This is a genomic window from Vreelandella sp. 2A-K22 (assembly GCF_054065485.1).
Map to the genome: position 1 here is coordinate 237,364 of NZ_JBSUGC010000009.1, position 25,517 is coordinate 262,880.

General features: G+C 54.5%; 13 protein-coding genes. 3 read left to right on the forward strand and 10 right to left on the reverse strand.

All coding sequences use genetic code 11. The features are described from left to right. Positions 1-2: 2 nt before the first annotated feature. The 3 genes from ACW17M_RS14220 to dctP form a co-directional block, all read right to left on the reverse strand. Positions 3-1,337, reverse strand: coding sequence for a TRAP transporter large permease (locus tag ACW17M_RS14220; RefSeq protein ID WP_009285860.1), 1,335 nt, complete (start codon positions 1,335-1,337; stop codon positions 3-5). Positions 1,338-1,339: 2 nt separating this feature from the next. Further along, positions 1,340-1,861 (reverse strand): TRAP transporter small permease subunit, encoded by a 522-nt coding sequence (locus ACW17M_RS14225; protein WP_027957005.1) that lies wholly within the window; start codon positions 1,859-1,861, stop codon positions 1,340-1,342. A 100-nt stretch (positions 1,862-1,961) separates the two neighbouring features. Then, on the reverse strand, positions 1,962-2,957 hold the full coding sequence (gene dctP, locus ACW17M_RS14230) for a TRAP transporter substrate-binding protein DctP (RefSeq protein WP_009285859.1): 996 nt from the start codon (positions 2,955-2,957) through the stop codon (positions 1,962-1,964). 156 nt (positions 2,958-3,113) lie between these two features. Here dctP and ACW17M_RS14235 point away from each other — a divergent pair, with 156 nt between their 5' ends. Beyond that, the gene (locus ACW17M_RS14235; protein WP_022521859.1) at positions 3,114-3,797 is read left to right on the forward strand and encodes a GntR family transcriptional regulator; all 684 of its coding nucleotides are present in this window, start codon (positions 3,114-3,116) and stop codon (positions 3,795-3,797) included. A gap of 78 nt (positions 3,798-3,875) precedes the next feature. On the opposite strand, the gene ACW17M_RS14240 is transcribed toward ACW17M_RS14235, so the two are convergent. From ACW17M_RS14240 to ACW17M_RS14260, 5 genes are all read right to left on the reverse strand, one after another. Continuing rightward, positions 3,876-14,636, reverse strand: coding sequence for a LysM peptidoglycan-binding domain-containing protein (locus ACW17M_RS14240; protein WP_457547673.1), 10,761 nt, complete (start codon positions 14,634-14,636; stop codon positions 3,876-3,878). A gap of 10 nt (positions 14,637-14,646) precedes the next feature. Beyond that, entirely contained in the window at positions 14,647-16,065 is a 1,419-nt protein-coding gene (locus tag ACW17M_RS14245; RefSeq protein WP_039857268.1) for a hypothetical protein, read from the reverse strand. Next, on the reverse strand, positions 16,062-19,658 hold the full coding sequence (locus ACW17M_RS14250; protein ID WP_009285858.1) for a hypothetical protein: 3,597 nt from the start codon (positions 19,656-19,658) through the stop codon (positions 16,062-16,064). The genes ACW17M_RS14245 and ACW17M_RS14250 overlap by 4 nt, the downstream gene beginning before the upstream one ends. Then, positions 19,651-20,421, reverse strand: a complete 771-nt coding sequence (locus tag ACW17M_RS14255) for a hypothetical protein (RefSeq protein ID WP_039857263.1) — start codon at positions 20,419-20,421, stop codon at positions 19,651-19,653. The genes ACW17M_RS14250 and ACW17M_RS14255 overlap by 8 nt, the downstream gene beginning before the upstream one ends. Before the next feature lie 118 nt (positions 20,422-20,539). Then, on the reverse strand, positions 20,540-20,908 hold the full coding sequence (locus ACW17M_RS14260; protein WP_039857262.1) for a hypothetical protein: 369 nt from the start codon (positions 20,906-20,908) through the stop codon (positions 20,540-20,542). A gap of 462 nt (positions 20,909-21,370) precedes the next feature. On the opposite strand from ACW17M_RS14260, the gene ACW17M_RS14265 reads away from it, so the two are divergent. Then, the gene (locus tag ACW17M_RS14265; RefSeq protein WP_039857261.1) at positions 21,371-21,871 is read left to right on the forward strand and encodes a GNAT family N-acetyltransferase; all 501 of its coding nucleotides are present in this window, start codon (positions 21,371-21,373) and stop codon (positions 21,869-21,871) included. 23 nt (positions 21,872-21,894) lie between these two features. On the opposite strand, the gene ACW17M_RS14270 is transcribed toward ACW17M_RS14265, so the two are convergent. Next, a complete protein-coding gene (locus tag ACW17M_RS14270) occupies positions 21,895-22,218 on the reverse strand; it encodes a DUF6916 family protein (RefSeq protein ID WP_457547674.1) in 324 nt (107 codons plus the stop codon). Positions 22,219-22,273: 55 nt separating this feature from the next. Further along, positions 22,274-22,819: a phage tail protein gene (locus ACW17M_RS14275; RefSeq protein WP_233974377.1), complete on the reverse strand. Its 546-nt coding sequence runs from the start codon at positions 22,817-22,819 to the stop codon at positions 22,274-22,276. 948 nt (positions 22,820-23,767) lie between these two features. Between ACW17M_RS14275 and ACW17M_RS14280 the strand changes: the two genes are divergently transcribed. After that, on the forward strand, positions 23,768-25,517 hold a 1,750-nt coding region (locus ACW17M_RS14280), incomplete at its 3' end, for a DUF4347 domain-containing protein (protein ID WP_457547675.1).

Sequence of the window (25,517 nt, forward strand, 5' to 3'; positions counted from 1 at the left end):
CCTTAACCCATGATCAAGTTAGGTAGCCAAAGCGCGATGCCTGGGAAGAGACACAGCAGCAAGATACCCAGCACCATACATAGCGCGTAGGGCAAGCTTCCCATCAGAATGTCGCGCAGCGAAATATCCGGTGCGATACCTTTAATAATGAACAAATTGAGACCCACTGGCGGTGTGATCAGACCGATCTCCAGGTTGATGGTCAAAATCACCGCAAACCAGTAGGGGTCGAAATTAGCCGCCAGGATGATAGGTAACAGAATGGGCGCGGTCATCACGATCACGGCCACGGGGGGTAGGAAGAAACCGGCCACCAGCAGGAAGAGGTTAATCACCCCCATCAGCGCCCAGCGGTTGATCTCCAGATCAGCAATCGCGGCGGCGACGGTTTGGGTGATAAACATCGAGGAGAGCGCATAGGCGAACACTTCGGCGGTGGCGATCACCAGCATGATCATCACGCTTTCGCGCAGCGAGTCGCGCATAATCAGTTTTATTGGGCCCAACTGCCACATGCGGTAGATCAAAATAGCCAGCGCCAAACACAGAAATGCACCCACTCCCGCCGCCTCTGACGGTGTTGCCACCCCGCCGTACAAGGCAAACAGGATACCCGCGACCACGCCCAGGAAAGGCAGAACACGCACTAGCGCTTTCAGGTTGGTATCAACATTCTGCTTAACGTTCTGCTTTAGCCGTTCGACGGACTCCGCCATCGGGTTGTTATAGCCACCGGCCATCTTACAGGCGATCATCGTCCAGATCATAAACAGGCCTGCAAGCATAAAGCCTGGCACCACCCCGGCAATAAACAGTCGACCAATAGAGGTTTCGGTGGAGATGCCGTAGATAATCATGGTGACCGACGGCGGAATCAGGATGCCCAGGGTGCCACCCGCGGCAATACAGCCCGCCGCCACGCCATCCGGGTAGCCGCGCATGCGCATTTCGGGAATGCCCATTTTACCAATTGCCGCACAGGTGGCTGGTGACGATCCCGAGAGCGCAGCAAAGATAGAGCAGGCGCCGATATTGGAAACCGCCAAGCCGCCGGGCAGCTTGCCCATCCATAGATCCAGCGAGCGATACAGATCGCGCCCGGTGGGGGAGGAGGCCACCGCGGCGCCCATCAGAATAAACATCGGAATGGCGACAAAACCAAACTCGGCGATGCGGTCAAAAAAGGTTTCCCCGAAGTAGGTGAGCTCAGCAAGACCACGGTCGTAGATCAGCGCCAGCAGTGATACACCGCCCAGGGCGAAAGCGATAGGGGTGCCAATGGCCATCAGCGCAATCAGCGCGATGGCGACAATAATGCCTAAGGTAATGGGATCCATGCTTAGCTCTCCCCACGCAGAATTTCAGCTACATATTGCAGCGACAGCAGGGTGGCGCCGACGGCCATGGGCAGCAGGGCGGGCCACAGCGGTGGATTCCAGACGGAACCCGTCGTCCACTCACCGTGAAGTGCCTCAAAAACATAGACCCAGCTGGCATACGCTAGGGCGGCACAGAAACCTAATCCAAACAGCGAAGCGATCAAACGCATGATGGTGCGGGTAATACCACCCAGCGCATCGGGCACAATAGTGATAGCCACGTGCCCGCCGGTCATCAGTACATAAGGGCTACCCATCAACATCGCTGCCGTTACTGAAAAGATGGTGAATTCGGTCTGCCAACTGGTGCTCATTCCAAGCAAGTAACGAATAAATACCATCTGGCAAATCACTAATACGCCAGCGATAAACATGGCGCAGGCTAAATAGGCGGAAAGCCGCGAAAGCTTATCCATGACGCGAATGTAGCCGCCGATGATGCCCCCACGCGCCAGGGCATTGTGAGTCGTTGCAGGTGCCATATTTCCCTCGTCAAGCTGGTTATTTCGCCAAGCTAAGCAAGCATCAGTTGAAAACGGCCACCCCGAAGGGCAGCCGAGCCGTTAGGCGTTTATGGGTTGCTTACTCGACGGCCAGCGCTGCATCGATAATGGCCTGGCCATTGGGAACATTGTCGGCAAAGTTTTTGTAGGAGGTTTCCTTGGCGATATCGAGCCAGGCGTTGTAGTCGTCTTCGCTCATGCTGACCACCTCAACGCCGTTCTCCTCGTAAAGATCGACCATTTCCTGATCAATGGCGGCGGCCTCTTCAGCAAAGAAGGCTTCTGCGGCTTCACCGGCTTCTATCAGCGCTGCTTGCTGTTCCTCGTTAAGCTCTTGCCATACCTGCTCAGAAATAAGAATGGGTTCGTACATGTACCAGAGCGCGAAGTCACCCGGCTCGGTCAAGCATTCAACCTGTTCATAAAGCCGGAAAGAGATAAACGACATCGACGAGGTATTGGCGGCATCCAGCACACCTGTTTGCATGGCGGTATACACCTCGGAAGAGGGCATGGAGGCAATGGAGGCGCCAGCGGCCTCAAGCATTTGTTCAAATGCAGGTCCGGCAGCACGGAAATTTTGGCCCTCGACGGTATCCGGGGAGGTAACGCACTGTTCGCTAGATGCAAAGCCACCGGATAACCAGGCATCTGCAAGTACTCGAGCGCCGCCTTCGCGAATGACTTCTTTAATCATGTCCATATATTCAGAGTCATTCAGGCGTTGAGCATGGGCCTGATTACGCACTAAGCCCGGCATCAGCGTAGCCGAAAACTCTGGATGCCGACCACTAGCGTAGTCCAGCGGTAGAGAGGTGATATCGAGGCGACCACGAGCGATAGCGCCCCACTGTTCACGCGCTTTGAACAGCGATTGGCCCGGATAAACTTCTATGGTCAGCCCTACATCCGCATCGGCTACTTTGCGGGCCATCATTTGCACCATTTCGTCGCGAACATCTCCCTGCCCCCCGGGGAATTGATGCGACGCGCGTAGCACGGTATCGGCAGAGGCGTGGGAAGCGGCAATGGCGAGGCCGAGGGCGGCAGCAGTTGAGATCAAATAGCGTTGCATGAGGCGTCTCCAACAGTTGTTGTTGTGTATTTGGATGGGCTGTATGTATCTATCAGTCGAGCTGATATATATATCAATAGGCGCTATGTATGCTAATGTCAACTGTATGACAGCATTAAAACGGCTAAGACGAGCCGCGATCCAAGGAGGTAAAAGATGACCGGCACCAAGCGATCCAATGCTCAGAGATTAAGAGATTCTCTTGAGGATGACATCATCAATGGCCGCCGTTTACCGGGAGAGCGCCTGGATCCAGAGGCCTTGGGGCGCGAGTTTCAGGTTTCGCGAACGCCTGTGCGCGAAGCCTTTCAACAGTTGGTCGCCAGCGGCTTGGTCACCGTTTCCCCGAAGAAGGGCACCTTCGTTGCGAAAGTGGGGATTGATCAACTGATCGAGATGTTCGAGGTGATGGCGGAGCTTGAAGGCATGTGCGGCCGCTTGGCGGCGCGCCGGATTACCGAATCAGAGCTGGCCGCGTTACGCGAAGCGCATCAGCGCTGCGAAGCAGCGGCCCTGGCCGGCGACAGCGACGAGTATTACTACGAAAACGAAGGCTTTCACGACTGTATCTACACCGCTAGCCACAACACTTTTTTGGCCAGCGAAGCGCGCCAACTTAAACAACGTTTAAAGCCTTACCGGCGCTTGCAGCTCCAAGTGCGCCAGCGGGTCAATAATTCCCTCAGCGAGCACCAAACCATCGTCGAGGCTATTGAGCGGGGTGACTCTGTGGCGGCCCAGCAAGCACTGAGCGACCATGTATTGATTCAAGGCGAGCGCTTTAGCGATTTCGTTTCCAGTGTACGCAGGATGGAGTCACCGTTAGAGAGAACGGGCTGATTTGGGTTGCTAACCAGCCTCGGCAGTAGCTCTCCTGCTTGCGGAAGGGCTAGCCAACTTTTATCTGTGTGCCGTTAATCATTTGTCGGGTTTCACGAGGCTTGCTGCCAGCGATAGGTTAGAAATTCTCAACAATGGCAGGCTAGCGCTGCTGGCCGCTGAGAAAACGGTAATATCGAAGCTGAAACCAGCGCTTGCGTTGACTAGTGGCTTTGTGTCGTTGAACCAGCTTTGAGCATAGTCTCCGACCGTAGCGATGAAACTCGGGTCGGTCTTTCCTTCGGTCGAGGTTGGCGCCAAAAGCGACAGCGGCAAGACCGTGTCTGGGATATGTTGTTCGCCAACCAGATTGTAGCGGTAGGTGGTCTCAATCCGTACCAGTAACGGCTCCTGAATAGGTACTTGGGGTAGCGGCGCGAGCAGTTGATTGAAAAAAGGCTCAAGCCATTGGGTCACTGTGCGCGGAGTATCCCCGTCCAGGGTGTAGTTCGGAATACTGATCAGCGGTACCAGAGGGTTGGCGAATTTCGCTGGTGCCGTGGTGAATTCAAACGCTGGCGTGGTTTTTACACCAAGGTCTGGTGACAGATGCCGGTTACGCATAACCTGAATGGAAGCCCACCCGCTTTGCAATGCGAACAGATCGAGGTCGCTGAAGCCGACCTGACGTTCGGAGTTGGTGCGGGCGGTCTCGTAAGCAAGCCATTCGGGCAGGTCCTGGCTTGCCCCTTCGCGTCGCTTGTACTGCCACACCACGGCGCCTGTTTCGGGCGTGCTGCGGATTTCGTGTGGCTCGTAGCTCTGCGAGTTGATAAGTACTTGGGCCAGGGAGAGGAAATTGTCTTTGCTCTCCTGGCTGATCTCAAAACGCTGCGGAATGATCTCGACCTGGGCGTGGCCTTCGTCGGAAGGTGTCAGCAGTATCTCGAAGGTGTATTCAACGCGCGGTGCGGCCTTGGCGAACTGGGCGGTCAGTTTGCCCCTGGCCCACTCATCGTAGGCCGTGGCGACATTCGACGTCACGGCTTCGAAGGCTGCAATGGCGTCCTTGGCTAAAGTGACCGATGGATCCGAGGAAGACGTCTCACCGCTGATTGGTCGCAGGTAGGACTCCAGATCGCGCGCTACCGCTGGATAAATCGCTACAAACTGGGCCAGGGCATCGAAAAGTGCCTTATCCTTGCTTGCACTGACCAGGTCATCGCCGGAGATGCTGGCATCTTGGTTAAAGATGACATCGGCCATGACTGAATCCTGGGCCGCCTGCTGTAGCAGATACGTGAAGTCGTAGCGCCAGGATTTAAGTTCGGCTGGGCTCTGCGGTGTAGCCATACTTGGAATGCCGGTCTGCGCTTCAACCGTAGCGGGTTGTGGCAAGGCACGTAACGCTACCGGAATGGAGAAGCTATCCCCCTTGGCAGGTTTAATGGGTGTGGTGATCGGCCCGGTAAGCAGAGAGATCCAGCTCGACTGTTCATAGTTCTCGATCCCTTGTACACCACGGATGTCATACTCAATGTGGGTGAGCGTGTAATCGAGTTTCAACTCTACATAGCTCTCTGAGTCGGCCGACCGGGAGGTGGCAAGAAAGGCCAGAGTGCTGGTGTCTTCACCCTGGGTCAGCGGGATCTTGCCGGTGGTTAGGGAGAAGTTGTCGTTAGGTAGCTCTGTGCTGGCTCCTGTCAGTGTTGCACTGGGTTGGCCGAACAAGCGCGGTGGCACATCGGCGCGTCCCAGAGGAGGGGCGTATGAAGTACCCGTTACTGGTAGAACCGCCACTGCCGTCAGCGAGTTTGCGCTGCTGAGCCGGTTCAAAAGAGCCTGTTTTAGTTTCTCAATTGCAGCCGGTTGCAAGCTGTCGTCACCGCCAACAAGTACCGAGGTGGCGGTTGATGAAATGGCATGCGCGAGGGTTTTCTTATGCTCAAGCAGGCGCCACAGATATCCTGTTTTTTCGGGCTCGATGGGCAAGCCATCCTGCGTAGTTTCGGGGGCGTCGGTCAACCCGAGCAGTCGGTCCAGTTGATAGAGCGGGGTTGAAAAGGACGCTGCCAGTACATCATCGACCGCTGTTAACGCCTCTTCCAGCCAAACATTTGGATCTACGCTGGTGAAAGTAGTGAGCGTACCAGAATCGGAAGCCGAATAGGGCGTGCCTGTTTCGTAAGGGCGCAAGTCGACCTCGATGGTGACCAAGTTCGACGCGATAGGTAACGGTGCAAAATAGCTTGCCGTGTTACCAATCTTGTAGCCGATACCTGCCGGCGTTGCTGCATCAGGCTTAGCCATGCGCACCGCCCAGACGGTCGAGCCGCGGCTAGTGCTGGACGCACTTGGGTCAGGTGAACCGATACCGACTCGCATCTGCCAGTTCTCAGTCTGGAAGGTCTTTTCAAAACGCAGCGCGAACTCGGTCAGTGCCACTGGATAGGTTTGCGTCTCGTCCTTTGCCTGGAGGTTTGGCTGCGGCAGTTCGATGAGCCCATTGGCGGGAATGTTGGAGATCGCTCGCAATCCTCCACGCACGGCGCGCAGGTTAGGTGCCACCCATTCGGCCTGACGGGTAAAGCTGAGGCCGAGCTCAAGCTGATGGATGTCTGCCGTGGTGTCGAGCTCATTGAGGTCTATGCTGCGGGTAATCGTCGTTTTGTTGGGTGGCGTTGCCGTGTGGCCATCCGCCCGTGCGCTGAGATAGGTAATCGCCGTGCTCAGATAGGTTAGGATCTGTTCACGTTCGGCTGTCGTCAGCGGTTGGGTCTTCTCGGCCATCAGCGAGTTTTCGAAGGCCATGGTGACCACTGGGCCGTCCAGCCCCATCATCCCGAGCGATGTATAGTCCTGAATGAGTTGGAAGTAGACCCGCGTCAGTTGGGATAGATCACTACGCGCGGTGCGTTGCCATATCGGTAGTGTGTCACCAGCACGGACTATATGCAGGTCACTGGCGCGGCTGAGTTGGGTATCAGGCTCGTAGGGTGTCGGGTCGAACACCAGTTCGACGCTAAGCTGGGGCGCTCCAGCATCGCCGGAGTACATATAGGCCCGGGTAGTCGAGGGCCAGGCATCGATAGGAATCAGCGCATCGGAACAGGTTAGCATTGTCCCCAGGGTGCCATAAGGCGGGGTTGTTTCCTGCTCAACCGTGTTAAAGGGGTTGGGGATCCGATTGCCGAACAGGTCTAGCCAGTCTAGCGCCAGCGTTAGCGGCGTTCCGATACCAAGGTAAGGATTGCCAGAAGGATCAAGCAGGCTGGTATCGCCCGGTACGGCATTGGTCAATGCCTTACCGGTGAAGCCGAGGGTCTGGCTGTAGTGATAAGGCGTATCCTCTGCCAACACTTGTCGCTTTAGAATCCGCGAGCGTGGCGTAGAACTCGGTTCGGCCGGTGGATCCTTCGGACCGAAGGAGGCGCCCATCTGACTGGCATCGAAATAGGGCGTAGCGACGATCTGTGCACTGAGCAACTGATAAAGTTGCAGTAACGTGTCTTGGGTATAGGTTTTCAGGTCTGCTGTTGTCGGGTTTTCCGGGAGCTGCGGTATCGCACCGCGCTCGCGTTGTAGACTGAAGCCAGCATTACCGAGACCAAGGTTGGGTTTGGCCGCTAAGGCTAGAGGGTCGATGTTAACCACATCTCCAAAGAGCCCCGCCGTATTGCGCGCGCCGTAAATCAATGAGACCAATGAAGTGTTGAAATAGCGTGCTATGTCGGTGAGCGTCGAGCCTGGGGCACCACCAATCTGGTAAGTGAAAGGTGGAAGGCGGAAAATCGACAGGGGAGCCACCGAAACGCCTGGATTCCAAGCCATAATGTCGGCCTTGGACACGCCTTGGCCTGGAACGCAGCCAGCAGAGTAATAGTCGGCAAGCGTCTGTAGCGGGTCGGCAGTGGCCGCCTGTTGTGGTGTCAATTGGGCAATAAGACCGGAGACGGGGATATGGGCGCCAGCGGTAAGCGTCGCGCCGGGGTTGGCCTTGGCCAGACCCGCCAAGTCGAGCCCATAGGCTGCAGTAATTTCGGCGGGAGTCTGGCCGGAGACATCGCCGCTGGGGGCTGGTGCCGAAGTACCGGTTAGCTGCACCACCGAGGATTTTGGATCGATCGGCGCCGAGGTCACCAGGGCGTTCACTGCGTTGAAGACCCTTGTCGCCGATTGCAACGCAGCATCACGGCGTAAGGTGATCACCAGTGTCAGCGTCGCTGTACCGTCGTTATCGAATAAGCCCGTTGGCAGGCCAGAGCCGGTGACGAGGTTTTGATAGAACAGGAAACTACCACCTGAATTGACGGTACTTAGTTCCCACAGCAGCTTGATGAACTCCGCTGGGGCCATAGCGATCCCCGTCGGTGGTTCTTCGGCCAACAGGGCATTGGCCCGGAATGCTCCTGCCGGTGGATTGGTCTCGGTCGAAAGGTTCGACTGTACGATGTAGGACAGGAAGTCAGACGGCGCCTGGCTGGTTAGCCCCGGTACGCCGTTGTTGATGTCGGCATAGGTCAGGAACAAGCCACTGACAAGGTCTTCGCCGATGCTTGCCATGGAGGTCAGCAATCGCTCCAACAGTACCGACTCCCCTGGGTTGGGGCCAATAATCTCATAGGCATAAGGCGCGAAGTCCTGTGCTGGCGAGCCGCTATTCCCCGGCCCCGGCGGTACGATGTCATTGGCGTCAGGCCGCTGCGGTGCCTGATCAGCTGTTTGTGCTAATGCCTTGATGCGGAAGTCGATCCGTGTCGCGAAACTGTAGTCATCAATCGGTTGGAAGGCGGTCTTCTGCGTGGCCGGGTCTGTGGTGCCGACTTCCGGAATCAGCGGCGGCAGATAAGGCTGCATCTCGCTGAAGGACAAGCCCTGGGCTGCGAGCGCGGCCTGGTTTGCCTCAATGATCTGTTGTAGCGCTGGTGACAGTTCGAAAAGGATCGGGCTTGCCTGGGGCGCACTGGCTTGGTCGGCGACTTTGCTTTGTCCCGCCGGAGGCGCACAAACCGCTGCAAGCCCCGCGCTATCGGCGGTCTTCCATGGTACATAGGTCGCCATACCATAGCTGCGCGGTTCCAGTTCTGTCTCCGGTGTTATCATCAGCGCCTCGACGCGTGGCTTGTAGCCATTGGTGCGGGCGGTATCGACTACCTGGGTTAGCAAACCGGCTTGGGAAATGTTATCGAAACTTGCTGACGTGCTGCTGCCAATACTGATCCAATCGTAATCTGGCGTATCGGGGCGGCTAAGGGTGATCGTATAGTCGTCACTGCGGTTCGCCAGTGGTACCTGCTGGCCGGTCAACTGATAGAGGCTGTAAGCGGTTTGAGTATCCCAATAGGGTGCGCCGTAGAGAAAATCTTTTGGTAACGTGAGTTCTGGTGCCACCGGAAGCCGCATACCGTGCAACATATAGCGCGCAGCCATGCCGGCGGTTTGGCCGAGTGAGCCGGTGGCGACGATGGACGGCCAAAGGCTGTCCTCGGGGAGCACAGAGAGCCGCGGTACGGCGAAGGCTAGATCCGTGTCGGTTCGGAACAGATTCGCTTTGGCCATGGTACTGGCGGTCAAGAAGCTTTCCTTCGGCACATGGTAGCGTGCCAGGATCGTCGCGATGGTATCTTCATCCCTGGTCGTATAGGCAACATCGGGAACACAAGTCTGTACGGCTGCGGCGAGCAGTCCTGCTTGGGTGTAAAGCTGCGTCTCCTGAGCAAGCGCCTTGAGCGTTAGGCCCACACCTGCGGCGATAGCATTGAAGTCGTCGCCGGGCTGAGTGCTATAGACCTTATCGTTGAGCTCGACAGTGATTCTGGAGGCGATCAGGTTATTTTGGCTCCGGTTCTCAGTGATCAGGCTCGCCGGCTCAATGCCATAACGGTCAGCAATGGCTTGCAGCGTGTCACCCGACTGCACCATATAGTGGATACTCGCCAGCTTAAGTGTCAGCCCCGCCGTCAGTGGATAGGTCATATTGGACGCGATCAAGTCTGCGGCATTGAGTTGATCAGCCAGCAGGCCATTCGCCCAGTCCACAATCGTATTGATCGAAGTCTTGTCAGTCAGCGGATAGGGGTAATCATCGAAGACGTCGAGTGCCCGCTGAACCAGCTGCCTGGCCAGCAAGACAATGTAGTCGGTGAGTATCGTGGCTGCCATCGGCACTGAAGGGCTAGCGCTCTGGTCGAGTGTTTGTGTGCCATCGCCATCGGTCTCGCTATCAACATTGGCGGCTGTTTCGGCAAAAATCTGACGTACTAACATCTGATAGTCGGTGTCAGCGCTAACATAGGCACTTAGGTCGATCGTTACTTCGCCAGTGTCCTGGGTAGGATCCGGCACGCTGAGGCGCAAAAATGGCAACGCCGGGAACAGCGTAGCGCCAGCATTGAGTGCCGCTCGTCGCTCCTCGCTCAGATTGGCGTCGGGCAAGTTGATCTTCACGGTGAAGTTTTCTGCCAGAAAAGCCTCAATCTGTGCAGGGGTGAAGGGTTCAATGTCAGGATCCGACAGGGTTTGCAGGATACCCTCAACCGCCGCACGTGACAGGGTGCCGGTGGCCGTGCTCGGCAGTGGCAGTCCGGTCTCATGCGTTACGCTATGCAGGATCCATGGCAATAGTTGGGCACAGAGCTTACCAAAGGAGGTGTCGGCGCCATCTCCCGCTGGGGATGTACCCTCAGTGGGTTGCTCTGGTGCATCCATTGAGAACAGTACAACAAGGGCACCTTCTTGCTGAGCGTAGCCAGCATTTTCCGCACCGAGAACCGTCATCTGGGTCGCTAGGGTGATCTCCAGAGTGTCCGGGCGCGCGGTGAGGCTTTGCTTGCGCTTCAGACGCGCCAACCCTTGCGTGGCATCGAGGCGGAAAGCTCGGTGATAAATGCCGTAGTCGAATAGCGTGCGGGGCACAGGCAAACGACGCTGGCGCTGATAAGCGCCATCTGCAGTCACGCCAATAAACACTGCCTCGGGCAGTTGGCGTGATGGATCGTCCCATGGCGCCTGGCTATCACTGCCAATTGTCAGCTCTTCGCGAATCGTAGCCGCAAATGACAGGCTGATAGAGATAGAGAAGAGCCCGAGGTCGATTTTAACTTTGACCGAGACGTTAACCTCGGCGGCCAACATCAAGGGGATCTTACGGAAGCTTTCGTAGGTGATCTGGATATACACCTTCACCGTGATATCCAAATCAGCCTTGATAATTGCAAAGTTGATCGATCCATAGAGTCGGCCGATTAATCCGAAGGTGCCTGTCAGCTTGAAATAATAGTCACCCTGCACCTCGTTTGAGCTGCTGGAGCGGGTTAGTTGATAGGGTTGGGTTAGTTGATAGGGGTGCCAGGCCGCAAGCGTGCCCTCAATGATGCCGAAGATAGTGATTGAGAAACCGGCCTTCAGAATGCCGTACTCAACCGAGCGCCCGAGACCAATTTCTGCACCGAAGCCGAAGACGATGACCGGGTGGAAGGTACCTCTCGTCGTTACCGGTAGGTTCGGTGCGGTAGCGTTGGACAGCTTGCCGAAATAAAAGCCAGCAGAACCCAACACCGGAACACCATAGATGATTGCTTCAACTCTGAAAGATCGGCTGAAGTCCATATTCTTCGGGAAACCGAAGTCGATTAGGAAATCACCATTGGTGTAGATCTGGATGCCGATAACTGGCAGGGTGACCTTAAAGGCGCCAAAATCGAGGTTACGCAGAACCCCTGGCAGCGTGAACTCAATTTGATAAAGCCCGATATCGTCGGTGATACGTTTGTAGAGAACGTCGATCTCAAGACCATCTAAGACCTTGACCTTTTCCCCGTTGAGAGCAATGCGCAGGCCGTAAAGATTGGGATCGTTAAAGACGATCTGCATATCAACCGAATAGATGCTAGTGGCCGGAATCTTGAGCACACCGAAGTGGAGCGCCGCCAACCAGTTGGAAGAGGGATTGTAGTAGGGCTGTCCGCTCTTTTGCTGGCTTGGATCGAAAGGCATTCCAGGGCCGTCGGAGGGTGGAATATCCGCCAGTGCTTCAATCACGGCTTTGGTGGAATCGAAAGCCCCTGGATCATAGATAGCCACCCGCTGGCCGAGTGCCATCATATAAAGATGGAAGTAGCTGTTGCCGCGCCCGGGAACATCCGGCATGTTCTTGACGTCCTGTCCTTCGCTCTCTTTGTTAAACAGCGGTTCATTCTCAAGACCGGGGATCTGCGTCTTACCATCGATCACCAGTGTGGTCTTGCCGTCGACCTGGCGGAAGACGAGACCATGGACAGTAAGGAAGCCCAGGTTGATCGATGATGGTAGCTTATAATGAGCGCTAATCCGGTTCTTGACGCCACTCTTCAGATCAAAGCTGATCGATAGCCCATCGAGTGAGATCGTATTGAGCATATCCCAGGGGCTCGACAGGGTGAAATAGGGGTCGCCCAACATCTCCATCAGCGCTGTCACCAGACCGCCAACAGTCCAGCCGTTCATCGAAAAGGTGATGGTCTCTTCCGTGAAGGAATACTCGGCGCGAAAGCCCTTCCAAGCCATCCACAGTACTTGACTGTACTGTTCGGCCGCGACGGCGGCACGCATCGTCTGCGTCATTGGCATCACAAGGCTCTGGACATCATTTTTGGCTGGGCCGAAACGGTAGCCGATCTCGACTGTGGCTCCAATGGTGTCGAGAGTGATGGTGCCAATAATCTGGCCGGAAAACTGTGCTCCCGCCTGGCGGTTGCCGTCATATTGCAAGCCGATGTCTGCCAGCGTTGCCACCGGGAAGTCTGGGGTCAGTTGGAAGTTCCAGCTAAGTTTGCCAGAGATTTTGTAAGACGATTGCTGCTGCTTTTCGGCAAGTATGGGAAGCGCTGCACGATACTGGGCATTGGTCAGTGCCCCGACCGGGCGCACGTGGCTTGTCCAGCCAGCGCCCAGGTGGCGGCCCGCCACATGCCTGGCGGGACGAATAAGCGCAGTGCTAGCCTTGTTGTCTTTGGGCTTGGAAGAGACCACTGGGATTTCTGCATTCAGTGCAAATGCCTCGACGGTCAGATCACCGGGGATAAAATCTGGCAGTTGGTAGGCATCAAAAAATTGCCTCAGCAAATCGCTGATTGAGACCGGCTCCAAAAGAGCAGTGTCGAGACTCCAGACCGGCGGTTGTGCAGTACCGTCGTAGTCGACGCGCATAGCAGCAGAGAGCGGCCCAACCCGGACTTGGCCGTCGATAGCGCCGGTGTAGACAGTTGCTCCCTTTTGATTCTCCGTGCGGCTTGGTGTGCTGGCGCCGAGTTTAAAGGCCATGTTGCTGATTTCGATCAGCTTCTGCCCATCCGGTGTTTGGATAAAAGGCACGTCCAGCGAGGCATCGACGGTAAAGCCCAACTGGTAGGCTTTTTCACTGGTCTGTACGGCGATAATAATGTCGGAAAATTCTACTTCTACGCCTTGAGGCATACCGATGGCGCCACCGGTGACACCCATCAGGACGTCATTCATGGACGCCTTGCCATCGAAGTTGCCGTTAAAATTAAGATCCTGGTCGATCTGAATGCGGAATTCACCACCCGGCGAGCCATCCTTCTGGCGGAAAATGTCGGGAAATAACGTAAAGCTGGCGGAGAAATTGGCGAAGGTCTTACTGGGTTTGTCATTCGCCATCTGCATACGCCAGTTGAACGAGAATGCTTGGATCTCGAACTGCTCGCCGGATGTGGGATCAATAAACAGCGGAATCGGTTTGCCCTGCACCGAGCCAAGCTGGGCGGCGAGGCTTGTCACTCTCATTGTCGGGCTGGCTGGTCCGGCAATCTGAAAGCCCTGCATCTGTACGCTGGCAAGATACTCCTGCAGTACCGGCGGCACCGAGCGGAAATAGCTCTGGCCAGCCATCAGCGCGATAACTGCGCTCGGTGTAATCGGCTTGTCACTGTCGGCAGCCGCAATCGAGAAGGCGTAACTGTAACGGGCGCTGGTTCCTGACGGTGATTCGGCGGCTTTGGGAATCAGGCTACGCAGCAGCACCGGAATCTCTGTCCCCTCGTCGACGGACTGCAGCGTGACGACGGCTTCGACAAAATATTGCGGATTCTGGTTGTAGGTCTTTTCGGCAGCTTCCCCTTCTTCTGCCGGCAGCTCGCCTTCCACTGTTTTGACGACAAAGCCGATGCGGGGCAGTGACACATCAATGAAAAACAGCTTGAGGTCGCCTGCCGAAGGAATGCCAGCTGAGACATCCATTTCTGGAACGAAGGTGTTTTTAAGATCAGCCGAACTAAGCCTGATTGGTCCCGATAGCACTAGATCGGACGGGTTCGGCAGGCCCTGGATCAGGTCGAGGATAAGCTTGACCGTGCTGGGTACCACAAAGTTGCCATACAGGTTCTGGCCCGTGGCCATGGGTATAGATGCCCCATTGAAGTCTAAGGGCTGTTCCGCCGTGGTATAGAAAAACCGTTGTTCGATCTGCTCCAATACGCTGTAGGGGTAGCCACTCATAGCGGTGAAGAAATCCTTCAACTGCCATTCTTGTGGCGCGACATCGATACCGAGAATCGGTGTATCGCTGTCGTTATCCTTGCCTATGATATAAGTCTGACTGGTCGGCGCGTTAAGGAAGGTCAGGGAGACCTCCGGGATAGAGAAGCTCCCGCTGGTTACTTCGCTGACCGAGGCGCGGCTGTAGGTGATCTCCAACCCGTTGGTATCGTCGCTAAGTCGGAAGGCAGCTTTTATGTCAGCCGTAAAGTTCTCCGGTGGCACCAACCCGGCGTTGATCCAGAAGGTGTCGTTGAGAATCACTGGGCCGTCTGGCGCATTGGCGAAGGCGTCGCGCAGCTTTTGGATCGGAGTTGGGTCAGCCATGGGGGAGCTCCTAAATCGTCGCGATCAGCGCCATGTGGTCGGAGGTGGTGAAGATGCGGCCGTAGTTGTTCCACTGGCGAAACACATCCAATGCTGGCAGTGGAGCATCGTTTCCATTTCGATTGGTATTCGTGATTTGCGGCGGTGGTGCCTGATATTCTGGCGCTGCCATCTGCATCGGCCAGGTGTAGAAACCTTTGGGCGGATTGTACGGTGGTGCCGGAACCACATCATAGGGCTGGGGAACTGTACCGTTCATGATGCTGATTTCGGCCATTGGACCATTAGCAGCGGTGCCATAGCGAGCCAGGATATTGTCGAGACTGTAGTTCTTGACCGAGGACTGGGAGGACCCGGTTATACCGAAGCAGGGGTAGTAATCAGCGATTGTTCCCGCATAGCGATAGGTGGCTCTTCTCACCGGTTTGAGGTGTGTCGCCAGATAACCGGTATAGCCGTTAAATGTTGCCGGATTAAGAGAGCCAAACGGAACCGGAGTTGGCGAGGTGAGCGCCATGTCGTAGCCTAGATCAGTCAACGGCTCATAGGCGCCGGTTTGCACCAGCACAGCAGGATCCCTGGTCTGATCATAATCGGTCAGATTCAGGTTGAAGTCCCCCAGCACCGCTTTGACTTCGTTTATAGCGGGAGCGGAAGAAATTTCCTCAGTTCCAGCCATAGTCCTCATGAACTGAATGGCATCGTTCGTATTGGCTGGAGAATGCACGATGAAGAAGTTAAGCATGCGCACTACCGCGCCACTGCCATCTATCTCGCCAAAGGTCACTTGATAGGGTGTTCGCTGACTGTCGAAATCCATTTCGTGCCCTGCATAGGGAGCTCCAACCTTCATGTGAAAGACAGTGTTCGCAGCACAGATGTCTTCCTGAGTACCTGCGTTTGGCAATCCTGCGGGGACTTGCCGGTTGGGTAGCACACCAGCAAACATACCTGGGTAGGCTGCAGTGGCTGGAGCCGGCACTTGGTTTGGATCTGCGGCAGGGCCCTGAGCTCCGGGCCAGACCCTAGGGCCTGTGAAGACGAGATTACTGCTGTCGTAGAACACAGCGACGGAATCGAAGGCACCAGTCTGGAGGGGAGGTACCAACATCCAGTTCGGATTGCCACTGGCTTCGCGCAGGCCCTCCAGTAAATAGAGGCAACCTTCGCCACCGAGCCCAGTGTCGAGAAGGCCTGGTGTCAGGTTGTTTGCGTTGAACTCAGTCGACACTTCAATGACAACGAAGATGTCGGGAAAGATGCGGCTTCCATCGGGAAGTGTCAGCGACAGGTTGTCGATAATGTAGCCGAATATCCCCGTGGAAACTTCCCACTCGCTCAGCCCGAACGCCGGGTTTGCACTTAAGCTTAACTGGTTGATTTTGTGAATATCAAACTTGTCGATATTCCAGACCATTACCCGGGTCATGACGATGTCTCCTTGTCCTGCGGCTGATCAGGTGCGTGACCTATTTGCTTTGCTGGAGCCAACAATTTTTTCTGAGCCGCATCCTTGTCGATATAGGCGGCGTACCACCCCAAGGCACCGCTGCCTGTTGGGTCACCGAATAGGAAGAAGTTAATTGGGCTGGAGGGCAACTTCGCCAACCCGAGGAAGGAGAGTGCGATATTGTTGAGCCGCAATACGAAAGCCCGTTGGTCAGCGGTTATGGCCTCCTGACGCAGCAGTAAGCTATCGATGGAAAGCTTCATGACTCCCTGAATGGAGAGAAGCTTGGCACCGGGCGCTGCGCCCGGCAGTTGCAGACCGACGAAGACCGCAGGGGCCGCCGCACCTTTGCCCGAGCTCGGCGCCCAGGCCAGTAGCATCTTTGAGGAGAAACCGGCAGCGGAGACTAGAGCTCCCGGCGTACCCATGCTCACCGTATAGCTGATGCCGTACCAGGGGCCGGAGATTGCCTGAACTTTCGGCTCGATGCCCACGGGAAGGTAGCCAAAGTCGATTGGTCGCTTGTCTTCCGCACCGGCGATAAAGCCTGAGACGCTGAGGGCAAGATCCTTGAACAGGCTATGGTCGCGCGCCTTGCTAGCACCCGCATCCAACCCGAGCCGTTCGGTCTCAAAGGTAAAGGTCACCGCATTGGGCGCATCAAGCGGCGAGCTCATAGCGATTTCCAGGCCCGAGAAGGCGAGGCCGCTCGGTGGGTCGTTGACCTTGGCACCCTCAGGCAGGCCGAAGGAGAGGAGGTCGACGTGACGAGTGGTATCGTTGTCGGCCACTGAAAGCTGGGCGAACTCGAAAATACCGTTCATTATAAAGCGGCTGCGGATAGTGCCGCTTTTATCCGTCGATAAGGTATTGAATACCACCCGCTGTAGCGCCAGGCTTGGCAATGCGCTGTTGTTCAGCTCGAACACATTGGTGTTGTTTTGTTCGAACACATAGACGGGAGTTGCCCCTTGGCGCTGGTAGCTGCCACGTAGCACCACCGCCGTCGCAGGCAGTTTACCAATTGAGCCGTAACCTTTGGTAACCGGCGACATAAACAACTGATTCATGGTGATCTGAATACGGCTACGAAAGTCAGTCTGCGCGGCATTCTCGAACAGCGTCTGTAACTGCAGCACGGTGAAGCCAAAGTCACCTTGGGTAGCCAGCGCCTGGGGCATCTCCGGATTGCCACCCGCAGCAACATAAGCTTGGTACTGGGGCAGTTGATAATCGATCAGGCCGAACAGGCTGCTTGGCACCTGCATGGTCACCTGGGTGCCGTCGACGCTCACCCGGCTGGCAGTAGCGCCGAAGTGATGCGCTTCGAAGCGAGAAAAATCGATGCCTGCCGTTAGTCCCTTGATTTGGTCGGGAAAGCCTGATGGGTCTACCTTTGCCTTGAGGACGATAAAGCCTTGCCAGTTTGGATCCTGCACAATCCGGGCGAAGTTAGCGTAAAGCGTGTTGCCCCTTTCTTCTGCCTCTTTGATTCCTTCGTTTAGATAGGTTTGCAGATAGGACGAAAGCCCAGCCAGTGCAGTAGCGGCATCCCCCTGGCCAGTTAGCGAGAAGTCATCCACTCCGACCCACTGATTAGGATTTTTGACCCTTTCGGTCAATGCCCCATCGCAGTATTTTAGAATCAGAATATTGCTGTAGGCGGTGGTGTTGAGGCTATCGCCAACCGCTGCTGTCATGCCCCAGTCTGCGATGACCACCTCACGCTCAAAGATAGCGGTGGCATCGGCTGGAGAAGGTTCACCAAGGTGCTTTGGATTGACGATCACGGCCAGCAGTTGGTTGGTTTGGAAGAGATTCTGTAAATCGGCATCGGGCTCGATAAAGCCAAAATCCACTTCGCCGGTTGTCGGCTTCTTCGCGTTCGACTTGGCCAAAAATATCTTCTGGTAGAGCGCCTCGGCCCCTCCCGTTGAAGCTGTGGCGATCTCGGCGTAAAGCCCCTGGGGGGTAGTCGATTGATGTGTCACATCGTGGGTTTTAGGTATCGCGCTGTTTTCCTTCGCCGCTCTAAGCTCGGCCACGGCGCGGATACTGGACACTCCTAGTAGGGCTTTACGCTCCGCGCTGAGAATTTGGCTTTCGAAAGTACCGACCAAATCGTGAGGAAAACCGTCGTCGACCCTGGATAGTCCGGCATAAGGTACGAAGGGCAGCAGTAACTTTTTATTCGCTGGCTGAGCGATTGGTGACGGGGTCGGCAGCGGTGGAAGTACCGCAAGGTCGTTCGTTTTAGCACCTACGCCCGGAGCATATAGCGGGCTGCCTTGTGGCTGCGCTAGATAGGCTGCTGCACCTCTCGGACCATTGATAATAGCGCCATGGCTGGTGGTATAGTCTGTGGTGAGCCGCTGCTTGGGAACGGCCGCACCTGGATCGTCGAGACTGGCACTGGGGAAGGGGAAAACCGGCGCGTAAGCTGAGCAATTGGGTTGGAATTGTACCCGTTCGTAGGAGGCGTTAGCCTTGTAAGGGGCAATTTGAAACAGTTCCGAGCCGAACAGCCCAGGCAGCACCAGACCGGTACCGCCAGTACTGAAGGCGTAGTCGCCAGCTGGCGCGAAATAGACCTGCGCAAGTGGGCCATCAGCTCTATCCCGAGATTGAAATACCAGCGCCCCGCAGTTTCTCACGGGTAAGCCATCTTCTCCGTAGCCACCTTGTGCCACCAGCCCGACCGGATTACCGTGCTTATCACGAAAGTGACTGGCGATATCGGCACCGTCGGCAAAGCCAAACAGGCTACGGTAAAGGCCAATGCCGGGGGCAGAGAGTGCGCCATTATTTAGCTTATCCAGGGGGTCTAGCGCAGCTGTAAAGCTGAGTGTAGGCAGTCCATTGGTTACCTCAAATAATGGGTATATTTGCCGCTGTTCCGTGTCCTTGTCATCCGTGTAGAGATAGTGAAAGCCCGTCTCGAAATAGCTGATTGGGCTCAACTTGCTCGTGCGCGTCATTAACCCCTGAACGGTTAAGCAGCCAGCGAGATCCCCCTGAAACGGAATGACCAGGTCGCTTTCGGCCTCCGGTGCACCGATGCCGTCGTCTGTGTTGAAAGCAATCTGCTGTGCTCCGGATTGCCGGAATAGCAGCCCTTCGTCTCGCATCGTTAGCGTGACTTGGCGAGGGATCGATAGGGTAAGTTGGCCGAAATGTAAATTGTAATTGCTGGCTGTGGAAGTGGTGCTGAGGCCCTGGAAAAATGTGATTGTGGTCTCGTCTGGCGCTCCAAATGTCGGCATTGCCGTGTCGGGCATCCACAACACCGCTGATCCGGTAAAGCGTTGCGGATTACCGATGCCGAACTTGTCGTTCAGCCAGTCCTGAACAGCAGAGATAAAGGTCTCGGCTTCAGCGTTGTTTGTTAGCTTTGGCGAGGTGGGAGAAAACAGAAAATAACCCGCGTTGAAGGCTTGTGAAAAATTCAATGTCGCAGGCGGGTTGCTGTCACAGCGGTAGATAAAGCCTACCCACCCAGCTGTCGCTTTAGTCGGTTTCAGCGTATAGAGTGCGCTATTGAAGTCCTGGGTAAACAGTGGTTCATCAGTCATGCGGATCTCCTTCGCGCGCTTCGTCGGACACCATTTTTGGGGTAGCGACCTGAGGCCAGGCGATGTTAGCTACCGAGGCTGAGACCTGTGTTTCTGGGGTGGTGGCGGTCTTAAAGAAACATTGTAGGAACAGCATCCCGGGCCCTATCTCGGTTGGCACAGCCAGGGTGATCTTCGCACCCTTGCATATGTGCAGGTCGCCGACGCTGATCTCATCTGGGTAGACTTGCACTGGGGCTAATTGGGTTGCTGTCATGGCGGCAACCGCGTCCCCTAGAGAGCGGAATTCGAAATTGGCCGTATTAGCGGAAACTCCACGCACAGTGGTACTGGCGGTGAGAGTGGCGTCGAGCTGGGTAACATAGTGGCCGACTACCGGCAAACCGTTAGCTTGCCAAGAGGCGATATCACCCTTGAAGCAAAAAGTTTGCCCTGACTGTTTGGCACTGACGTCGGCTCCCAGTGAGGAGAAATGTGGCGCGGCTCTAAGCTCAAGCTTGATTTTTCCCGTAGCAGTGGCTCCATTGTTGGCGAGATTCAGAATGAGCACCTGCTCTGTATAACCGAGCAGATGCCTGCCTATTTCTCTGCCAGCCAGTGCTAACTTAACAACGACCTGGCCCATGCCAGGGGAGACTTTTGCCTCAATGGTGAGAGGCCCCGCGGTGGCTTGATGCGGGGGCAGGGCGTTGAAAAATTCAATCACCTCATCTGTGCTGAGTGCACGAGGACGTCCATTGAGCAGTTGTTCGGCTTGCGTCATGACTGCAGATCCGATCATAGGTCGATGATAAACCCAGCCCGTGCGCCAGAATGACGACGGTGCTACACAAAGACTACGCTCTGGCATTTGAACCAAAGCGTAGGCGTTGTGGTCAGGATTAATTCGCTGAGGAGAGTGGCCAAGTGGCGACAAGGGCGTTGAAAGGCACCTTGCTCGTGGCCGTCGTGATCGTTAGGTCGGCCGCCACCGATCCGTTCTGCATTGATGTCGGTATTGTCAGTGTAAAGGTGCCACCTTCTTCGATGGTGATAGAGCCTGCCTTAATTTCGAAAGGGGTTGTAATCTCTGGAGCAAACTGAGTCATGGTGCCCGACCATAGCGTCATTGATCCATAAATAATCGATACTGTTGCATTCTGGCGGGAATCGCCGCTCACAGTGGTGTCGATTGAAACTTCTGGGGTGATGGGATAGCTGAATTTAAGCGGCGCGCTTGCCATTAATTCAGCTGTAAGAGTATCGCTCATAATGTATTCTCCCTAGATAGGCTTAAATTCTTAAATTAAAGAGCATTAATATGCAGAGCGGCGTACTACTTTATTTGTAGTATACCTAAGTAAGTATTGGCTCATGGAGTTGCAAGTGTCAACGACAATTTGATTAAAAAGTATGAGTTTTTAATGTTCTTTTTGTAAATTGAAGTTATCTTTTTGATTGCACTTGTTTTTTGTGTGGTGAATAAAGCATGCTGGTAATCTATAGTTATTACAGCTATTGGCTTAATTTTTCTGTGTAGGTTTTGTATATAATGTTAAGTTATTGATTTTATGGCTTAGGCTTTTTAGGCTGATAAGTGGTTAGCGTGTTAGGTAATCGTCTGGTTAAAGCGTTGGGGTTATTGAATAGATCCCTTGGCTGCGCAGTAAAAACTTGACACAAACTTGCAGTAGGCAGTTCAATCGTCCAAAAACTGAAAAAGGTGAAGCGGAATGTCAGGTATTGGCGGACACTTAAACGATGGGTTGCAACTTCGACCCTCCAGAGATTCGGATAATCTTTTTCTTGAAGCGCTTTATCGAGATATCCGGCAAGACCTGCAACTGGCGCTGGCTGATCAAGATATGATTGAGGCGCTGCTTGAGATGCAGGTTAAGGCCCAAGCAATCGGTTATGGAACCGCCTACCCCAATGCCTTGTATTATATCATCGAGAAACAGGGTGAGCGGATCGGCCGTGTCACCGTGGATTTCGGTGCTAATGAAGTACATATTCTCGACCTCGCTCTGATCAAGGGGGCACGTAATAAAGGCTATGGTGCTGTCGTTCTTAAGGCAGTCCAGTCAGCAGGGGCTCAAGTTATGAGCCCCGTTTCCCTCTCCGTCGATCCATTTAATGTGTATGCCAAACAGCTTTACCAGCAGCTAGGCTTCCGCTTTGAAAGGCTAATGGGGGCGGTAGAGCGCTGGGTCTGGTATCCGCAAACGCCCTAGTCAACTATTAGTTAGTAAAAATATTAGTTAAAAACCAGTTGATACCAGGGCCGTGGGTCGCCACCCATTGGGGGTAACACACGGTTAATGTAAACGCCTTCCAGCGTTGCCCCGTCGCCTAAGCGCAAGACCCCGGTGGCGCTGGTAAAATCAACCTCGTCTTGTTGCCCCGATAGAAGAACACCAAAAGGCTCCCGCGCCTCGCCTACCCCCGGCACTTGGCAGTCGGGGCGGCTGGTGACTTGCTCGACCGTTAATCTCACCGAAAGCGTTGGGGTCGTCGTCTCAAAGATACACACTTCTCCTTGTAGCGGCTGAAAGTCTGCCGCCGTAATGGTGCCTAACATCATGACTCCTCAATAAGAGGCCGAACCCTCGCGCGTTCGGCCACCGCCACTTGCCCTATGGACGGGATGGATAGATACCCTGTAACGCAATACTGAAGCTCAGGGCGAGATAAGGGTTCATAACGTTAAACGGTTGGCTCCCTCCGGTAATGCCCGTTTGGCCATTGCCTAACTCAACCGTGCCAGAGGGGGTGCCACGGAAGTAATTACGTACAGAGTCACTTAGGCCCACTTTACCGCTGGCTAGATAATCCCCTGTGGCAGGCGTGGCTTGATTGGCGGCATCAGGTGTGGTCATTGCCCCTGCGGCATGGGTATGTTGAGGCATTTGATTGATAGTCAGTGTGCGGTTTTCCGCTCCAGCCTGCTCACCGATAGTGACATTTGGCATGCCCGCTCCCTGACCTTGCCCTCTGGGCATTCGCCCTCTCAGATCTGGCAGGTTAAAAACGGTTTGGCCATTGCCGCCATAAACGGTGCCGAGCAAAGAGAAGAGAGCCTGATACTGTGCAATAGATAGCTGGGCACCATTGCACAGAGCCCAGTCCACCGGTGCCCATGCAAAACCTAGCATTTTGATTTCCCCAACAAATGGATCCATAAAGCACTCCTTGTTAATGTTGTAATAAAAATGCCTTTAATAAGGCATCACTTTAATGCTTACGCTGGCTAACATTGTCCACTCGCTATAGGCCACTAACCGCTTTGCGTTAGTAGTGGTCAACCCTGCTGCGCGCTCTAGCACCATAGCCTCATTGAACCTAGCAGTAAAATCTTGCACACACTTAGGCCAACGACCATAATATTAATACTTATTTGGCAATTTTCTCAATAAACTTCAATGACTGTTTTTCGTTCAAGAAACCCAAAATTGTATAAGTGGTAAGTGGTAAGTGGTAAGTGGTAAGTGGTAAGTGGTAAGTGGTAAGTGGTAAGTGGTAAGTGGTAAGAAAATCTAAACAATAAAAATCAAATAAAGATTCAGGACACTTCACAAAGCAGCGGGGCCCTTTGATGTAGCGAAGAGCGCGATCACGTGTTTCTGAACGTGGAAAGATGGGCCTAATAGAGCGACCAGATCATCCAGCAGTGTTGAAATAGGGAAATCCAATGTATGCATCTTTCACCCTGTGAGCGTCTTTATATTAATCACAGACAGTGTCGCTTACTCTGTGACGGCTGTCATACTCAGCATTTCAGCTTAAATGCCGCAGAATCACAGTATCAGTTGGGTATCACTGAAATTACTAGAACGGTCACCCACAGCACAACGGATCACTTCAGTATCAGCTTCTCACAACCCCTTGTCAGCGACGTGCTCTCGAAAGATCCTGGAGAAAAGAACTGCACTAGGAGCATTAAAATGGACATTACAGCGCTTCGGGTTGCTATCTTTGACGGCGACAGCTCCAGCCTGTCACTTGCCTATTGCCGGGTCGATGCCGTATAAGAAAAGCCATATAAAAAATACATATAAACAAATGCTTACAGATAAAATATACACAAACATACAACCAAATCTCTACACAACTTAAAGAGTGTGCTCTTTATGAATACTCCCACCCGCCAAACGCCCCCAAGCCAATCGACTGGTCGTAACGAAGTCATCTTCGTCGACCCCCGAGTTGACGATTACCAAACACTGCTTAACGGCGTGGCCTACGATACCGAGGTCATACTCTTAAACTCTAACACCAGCGGCGTTGAACAAATCGCCCAGGCGTTAGCACAGCGCGGCGAATTTGACGCCATCCACCTGGTTTCCCACGGCAGTGAAGGGCGCCTAGCGCTTGGTAACAGCACGCTTGATAGCGAGACTCTGCCGGGTTATGCCAGCTTCCTGGAACAATGGGGCGAAGCATTGGGGCCAAACGGCGACATCCTTATTTACGGCTGTGATGTTGGCGCGGGCGAGCAGGGACTGCGGTATGTGGAGGCGCTAGCACGGGTAACTGGGGCGGATGTGGCCGCTTCCGATGACTTAACCGGTGCGAACAGCCTTGGCGGCAACTGGGTGTTAGAGCAGCAGTATGGTCAAGTGGAAACCAGCAGCTTAATAGGTATTGAGCAACAGAGCACTTGGCAGGGGCTGCTGGCGGCAGAATCTGTATTTAATTGGGATTCAGGCGACACCAGCCAAGTTGGAACTGGCAGCGACCGAGCAGTAAGAGAAACTGTTGATGGCGTTACCATGACGATCTCGGCGTCTGGCGTTGCCTACATGGAGTTTGATAACGTCGATGGGTTCAACCTAAACGGTCAAGTAGTAAGTTCCACGGAGTACGGTACTGTCAATGATATCGTTTATACGTTCACTTTCGATCAAGCCATCAATATGGGGGAGATTGAGCTTGTAACGACTACTACAACAGGAAGCGCCTATCCCCCTCCCACAGTAGTTACTTTTACTGCAAACGGTCAAGATATTAACGCTGATATCCCCAGCGCTATTGCTGGCGATAATGCTATAAAGGTCGGGCTTGATAGCTTTACCAACATAACCTCTTTTACTATGACGTCAGCTGATCCGGTACAGTTTTACTTCGACGAGATTAGCTTTACTACCGCGGTGGCAGACAATCCGCCAGTATTCACCACTGTTAATGGAGGCAATATCGATGAAACCTCCATCAGTGGCTTAGTGGTGCTGGCGGATAGCGATGTAGAAGCGAACGATGGCGATGGTGGCGGAATTGATTCGGTCACTTATTCGATTGTCGGTGGTACAGGGGAAGACTACTTTGATATCAATGCTTCCAACGGCGAAGTCACGTTAAATGCAGGAGGTGAAGCAGCCCTCGACTTTGAAAACAACCAGAGTTACACCCTCACTCTACGTGCTAATGATGGTAATAGTTCTACCGATGAAACCGTTACCATAGCAGTTAACGATATCGCCCCGGCCATCACCACCGGCCAATCCTTTAGCGTTAACGAGAGCGATACCAACAGCACTTCCCTGGGCACTGTCGCCACTACCGGTGACGATAACTCGGTGAGCTACTCCATCAAGTCCGGCAACACTGGCAATGCCTTCACTATCGATGGCGCCACGGGCGAAATCACCCTGAGCGATACCAGCCAGCTCGATGCCAGTGCGACCGGCAGCTATACGCTCAGCGTACAAGCCACCGATGGCAATACCGCATCAACGCAAGATGTCACCATCAACGTCACCGACGATGTGGCTCCCAGCGTTACCAGTATTGCCCCCAGCGGTTCACCCGATGCCAATGCTGCATCCGTCGATTACACCGTTACCTTTAGCGAAAGCGTCAGCAATGTCTCTGCCGATGATT

Excerpts from the sequence above, each read along its gene's own strand:
- ACW17M_RS14220 (WP_009285860.1), bottom strand. The coding sequence starts at position 1,337 with ATGGATCCCATTACCTTAGGCATTATTGTCGCCATCGCGCTGATTGCG.
- ACW17M_RS14225 (WP_027957005.1), bottom strand. The coding sequence starts at position 1,861 with ATGGCACCTGCAACGACTCACAATGCCCTGGCGCGTGGGGGCATCATC.
- dctP (WP_009285859.1), bottom strand. The coding sequence starts at position 2,957 with ATGCAACGCTATTTGATCTCAACTGCTGCCGCCCTCGGCCTCGCCATT.
- ACW17M_RS14235 (WP_022521859.1), top strand. The coding sequence starts at position 3,114 with ATGACCGGCACCAAGCGATCCAATGCTCAGAGATTAAGAGATTCTCTT.
- ACW17M_RS14240 (WP_457547673.1), bottom strand. The coding sequence starts at position 14,636 with ATGGCTGACCCAACTCCGATCCAAAAGCTGCGCGACGCCTTCGCCAAT.
- ACW17M_RS14245 (WP_039857268.1), bottom strand. The coding sequence starts at position 16,065 with ATGACCCGGGTAATGGTCTGGAATATCGACAAGTTTGATATTCACAAA.
- ACW17M_RS14250 (WP_009285858.1), bottom strand. The coding sequence starts at position 19,658 with ATGACTGATGAACCACTGTTTACCCAGGACTTCAATAGCGCACTCTAT.
- ACW17M_RS14255 (WP_039857263.1), bottom strand. The coding sequence starts at position 20,421 with ATGACGCAAGCCGAACAACTGCTCAATGGACGTCCTCGTGCACTCAGC.
- ACW17M_RS14260 (WP_039857262.1), bottom strand. The coding sequence starts at position 20,908 with ATGAGCGATACTCTTACAGCTGAATTAATGGCAAGCGCGCCGCTTAAA.
- ACW17M_RS14265 (WP_039857261.1), top strand. The coding sequence starts at position 21,371 with ATGTCAGGTATTGGCGGACACTTAAACGATGGGTTGCAACTTCGACCC.
- ACW17M_RS14270 (WP_457547674.1), bottom strand. The coding sequence starts at position 22,218 with ATGTTAGGCACCATTACGGCGGCAGACTTTCAGCCGCTACAAGGAGAA.
- ACW17M_RS14275 (WP_233974377.1), bottom strand. The coding sequence starts at position 22,819 with ATGGATCCATTTGTTGGGGAAATCAAAATGCTAGGTTTTGCATGGGCA.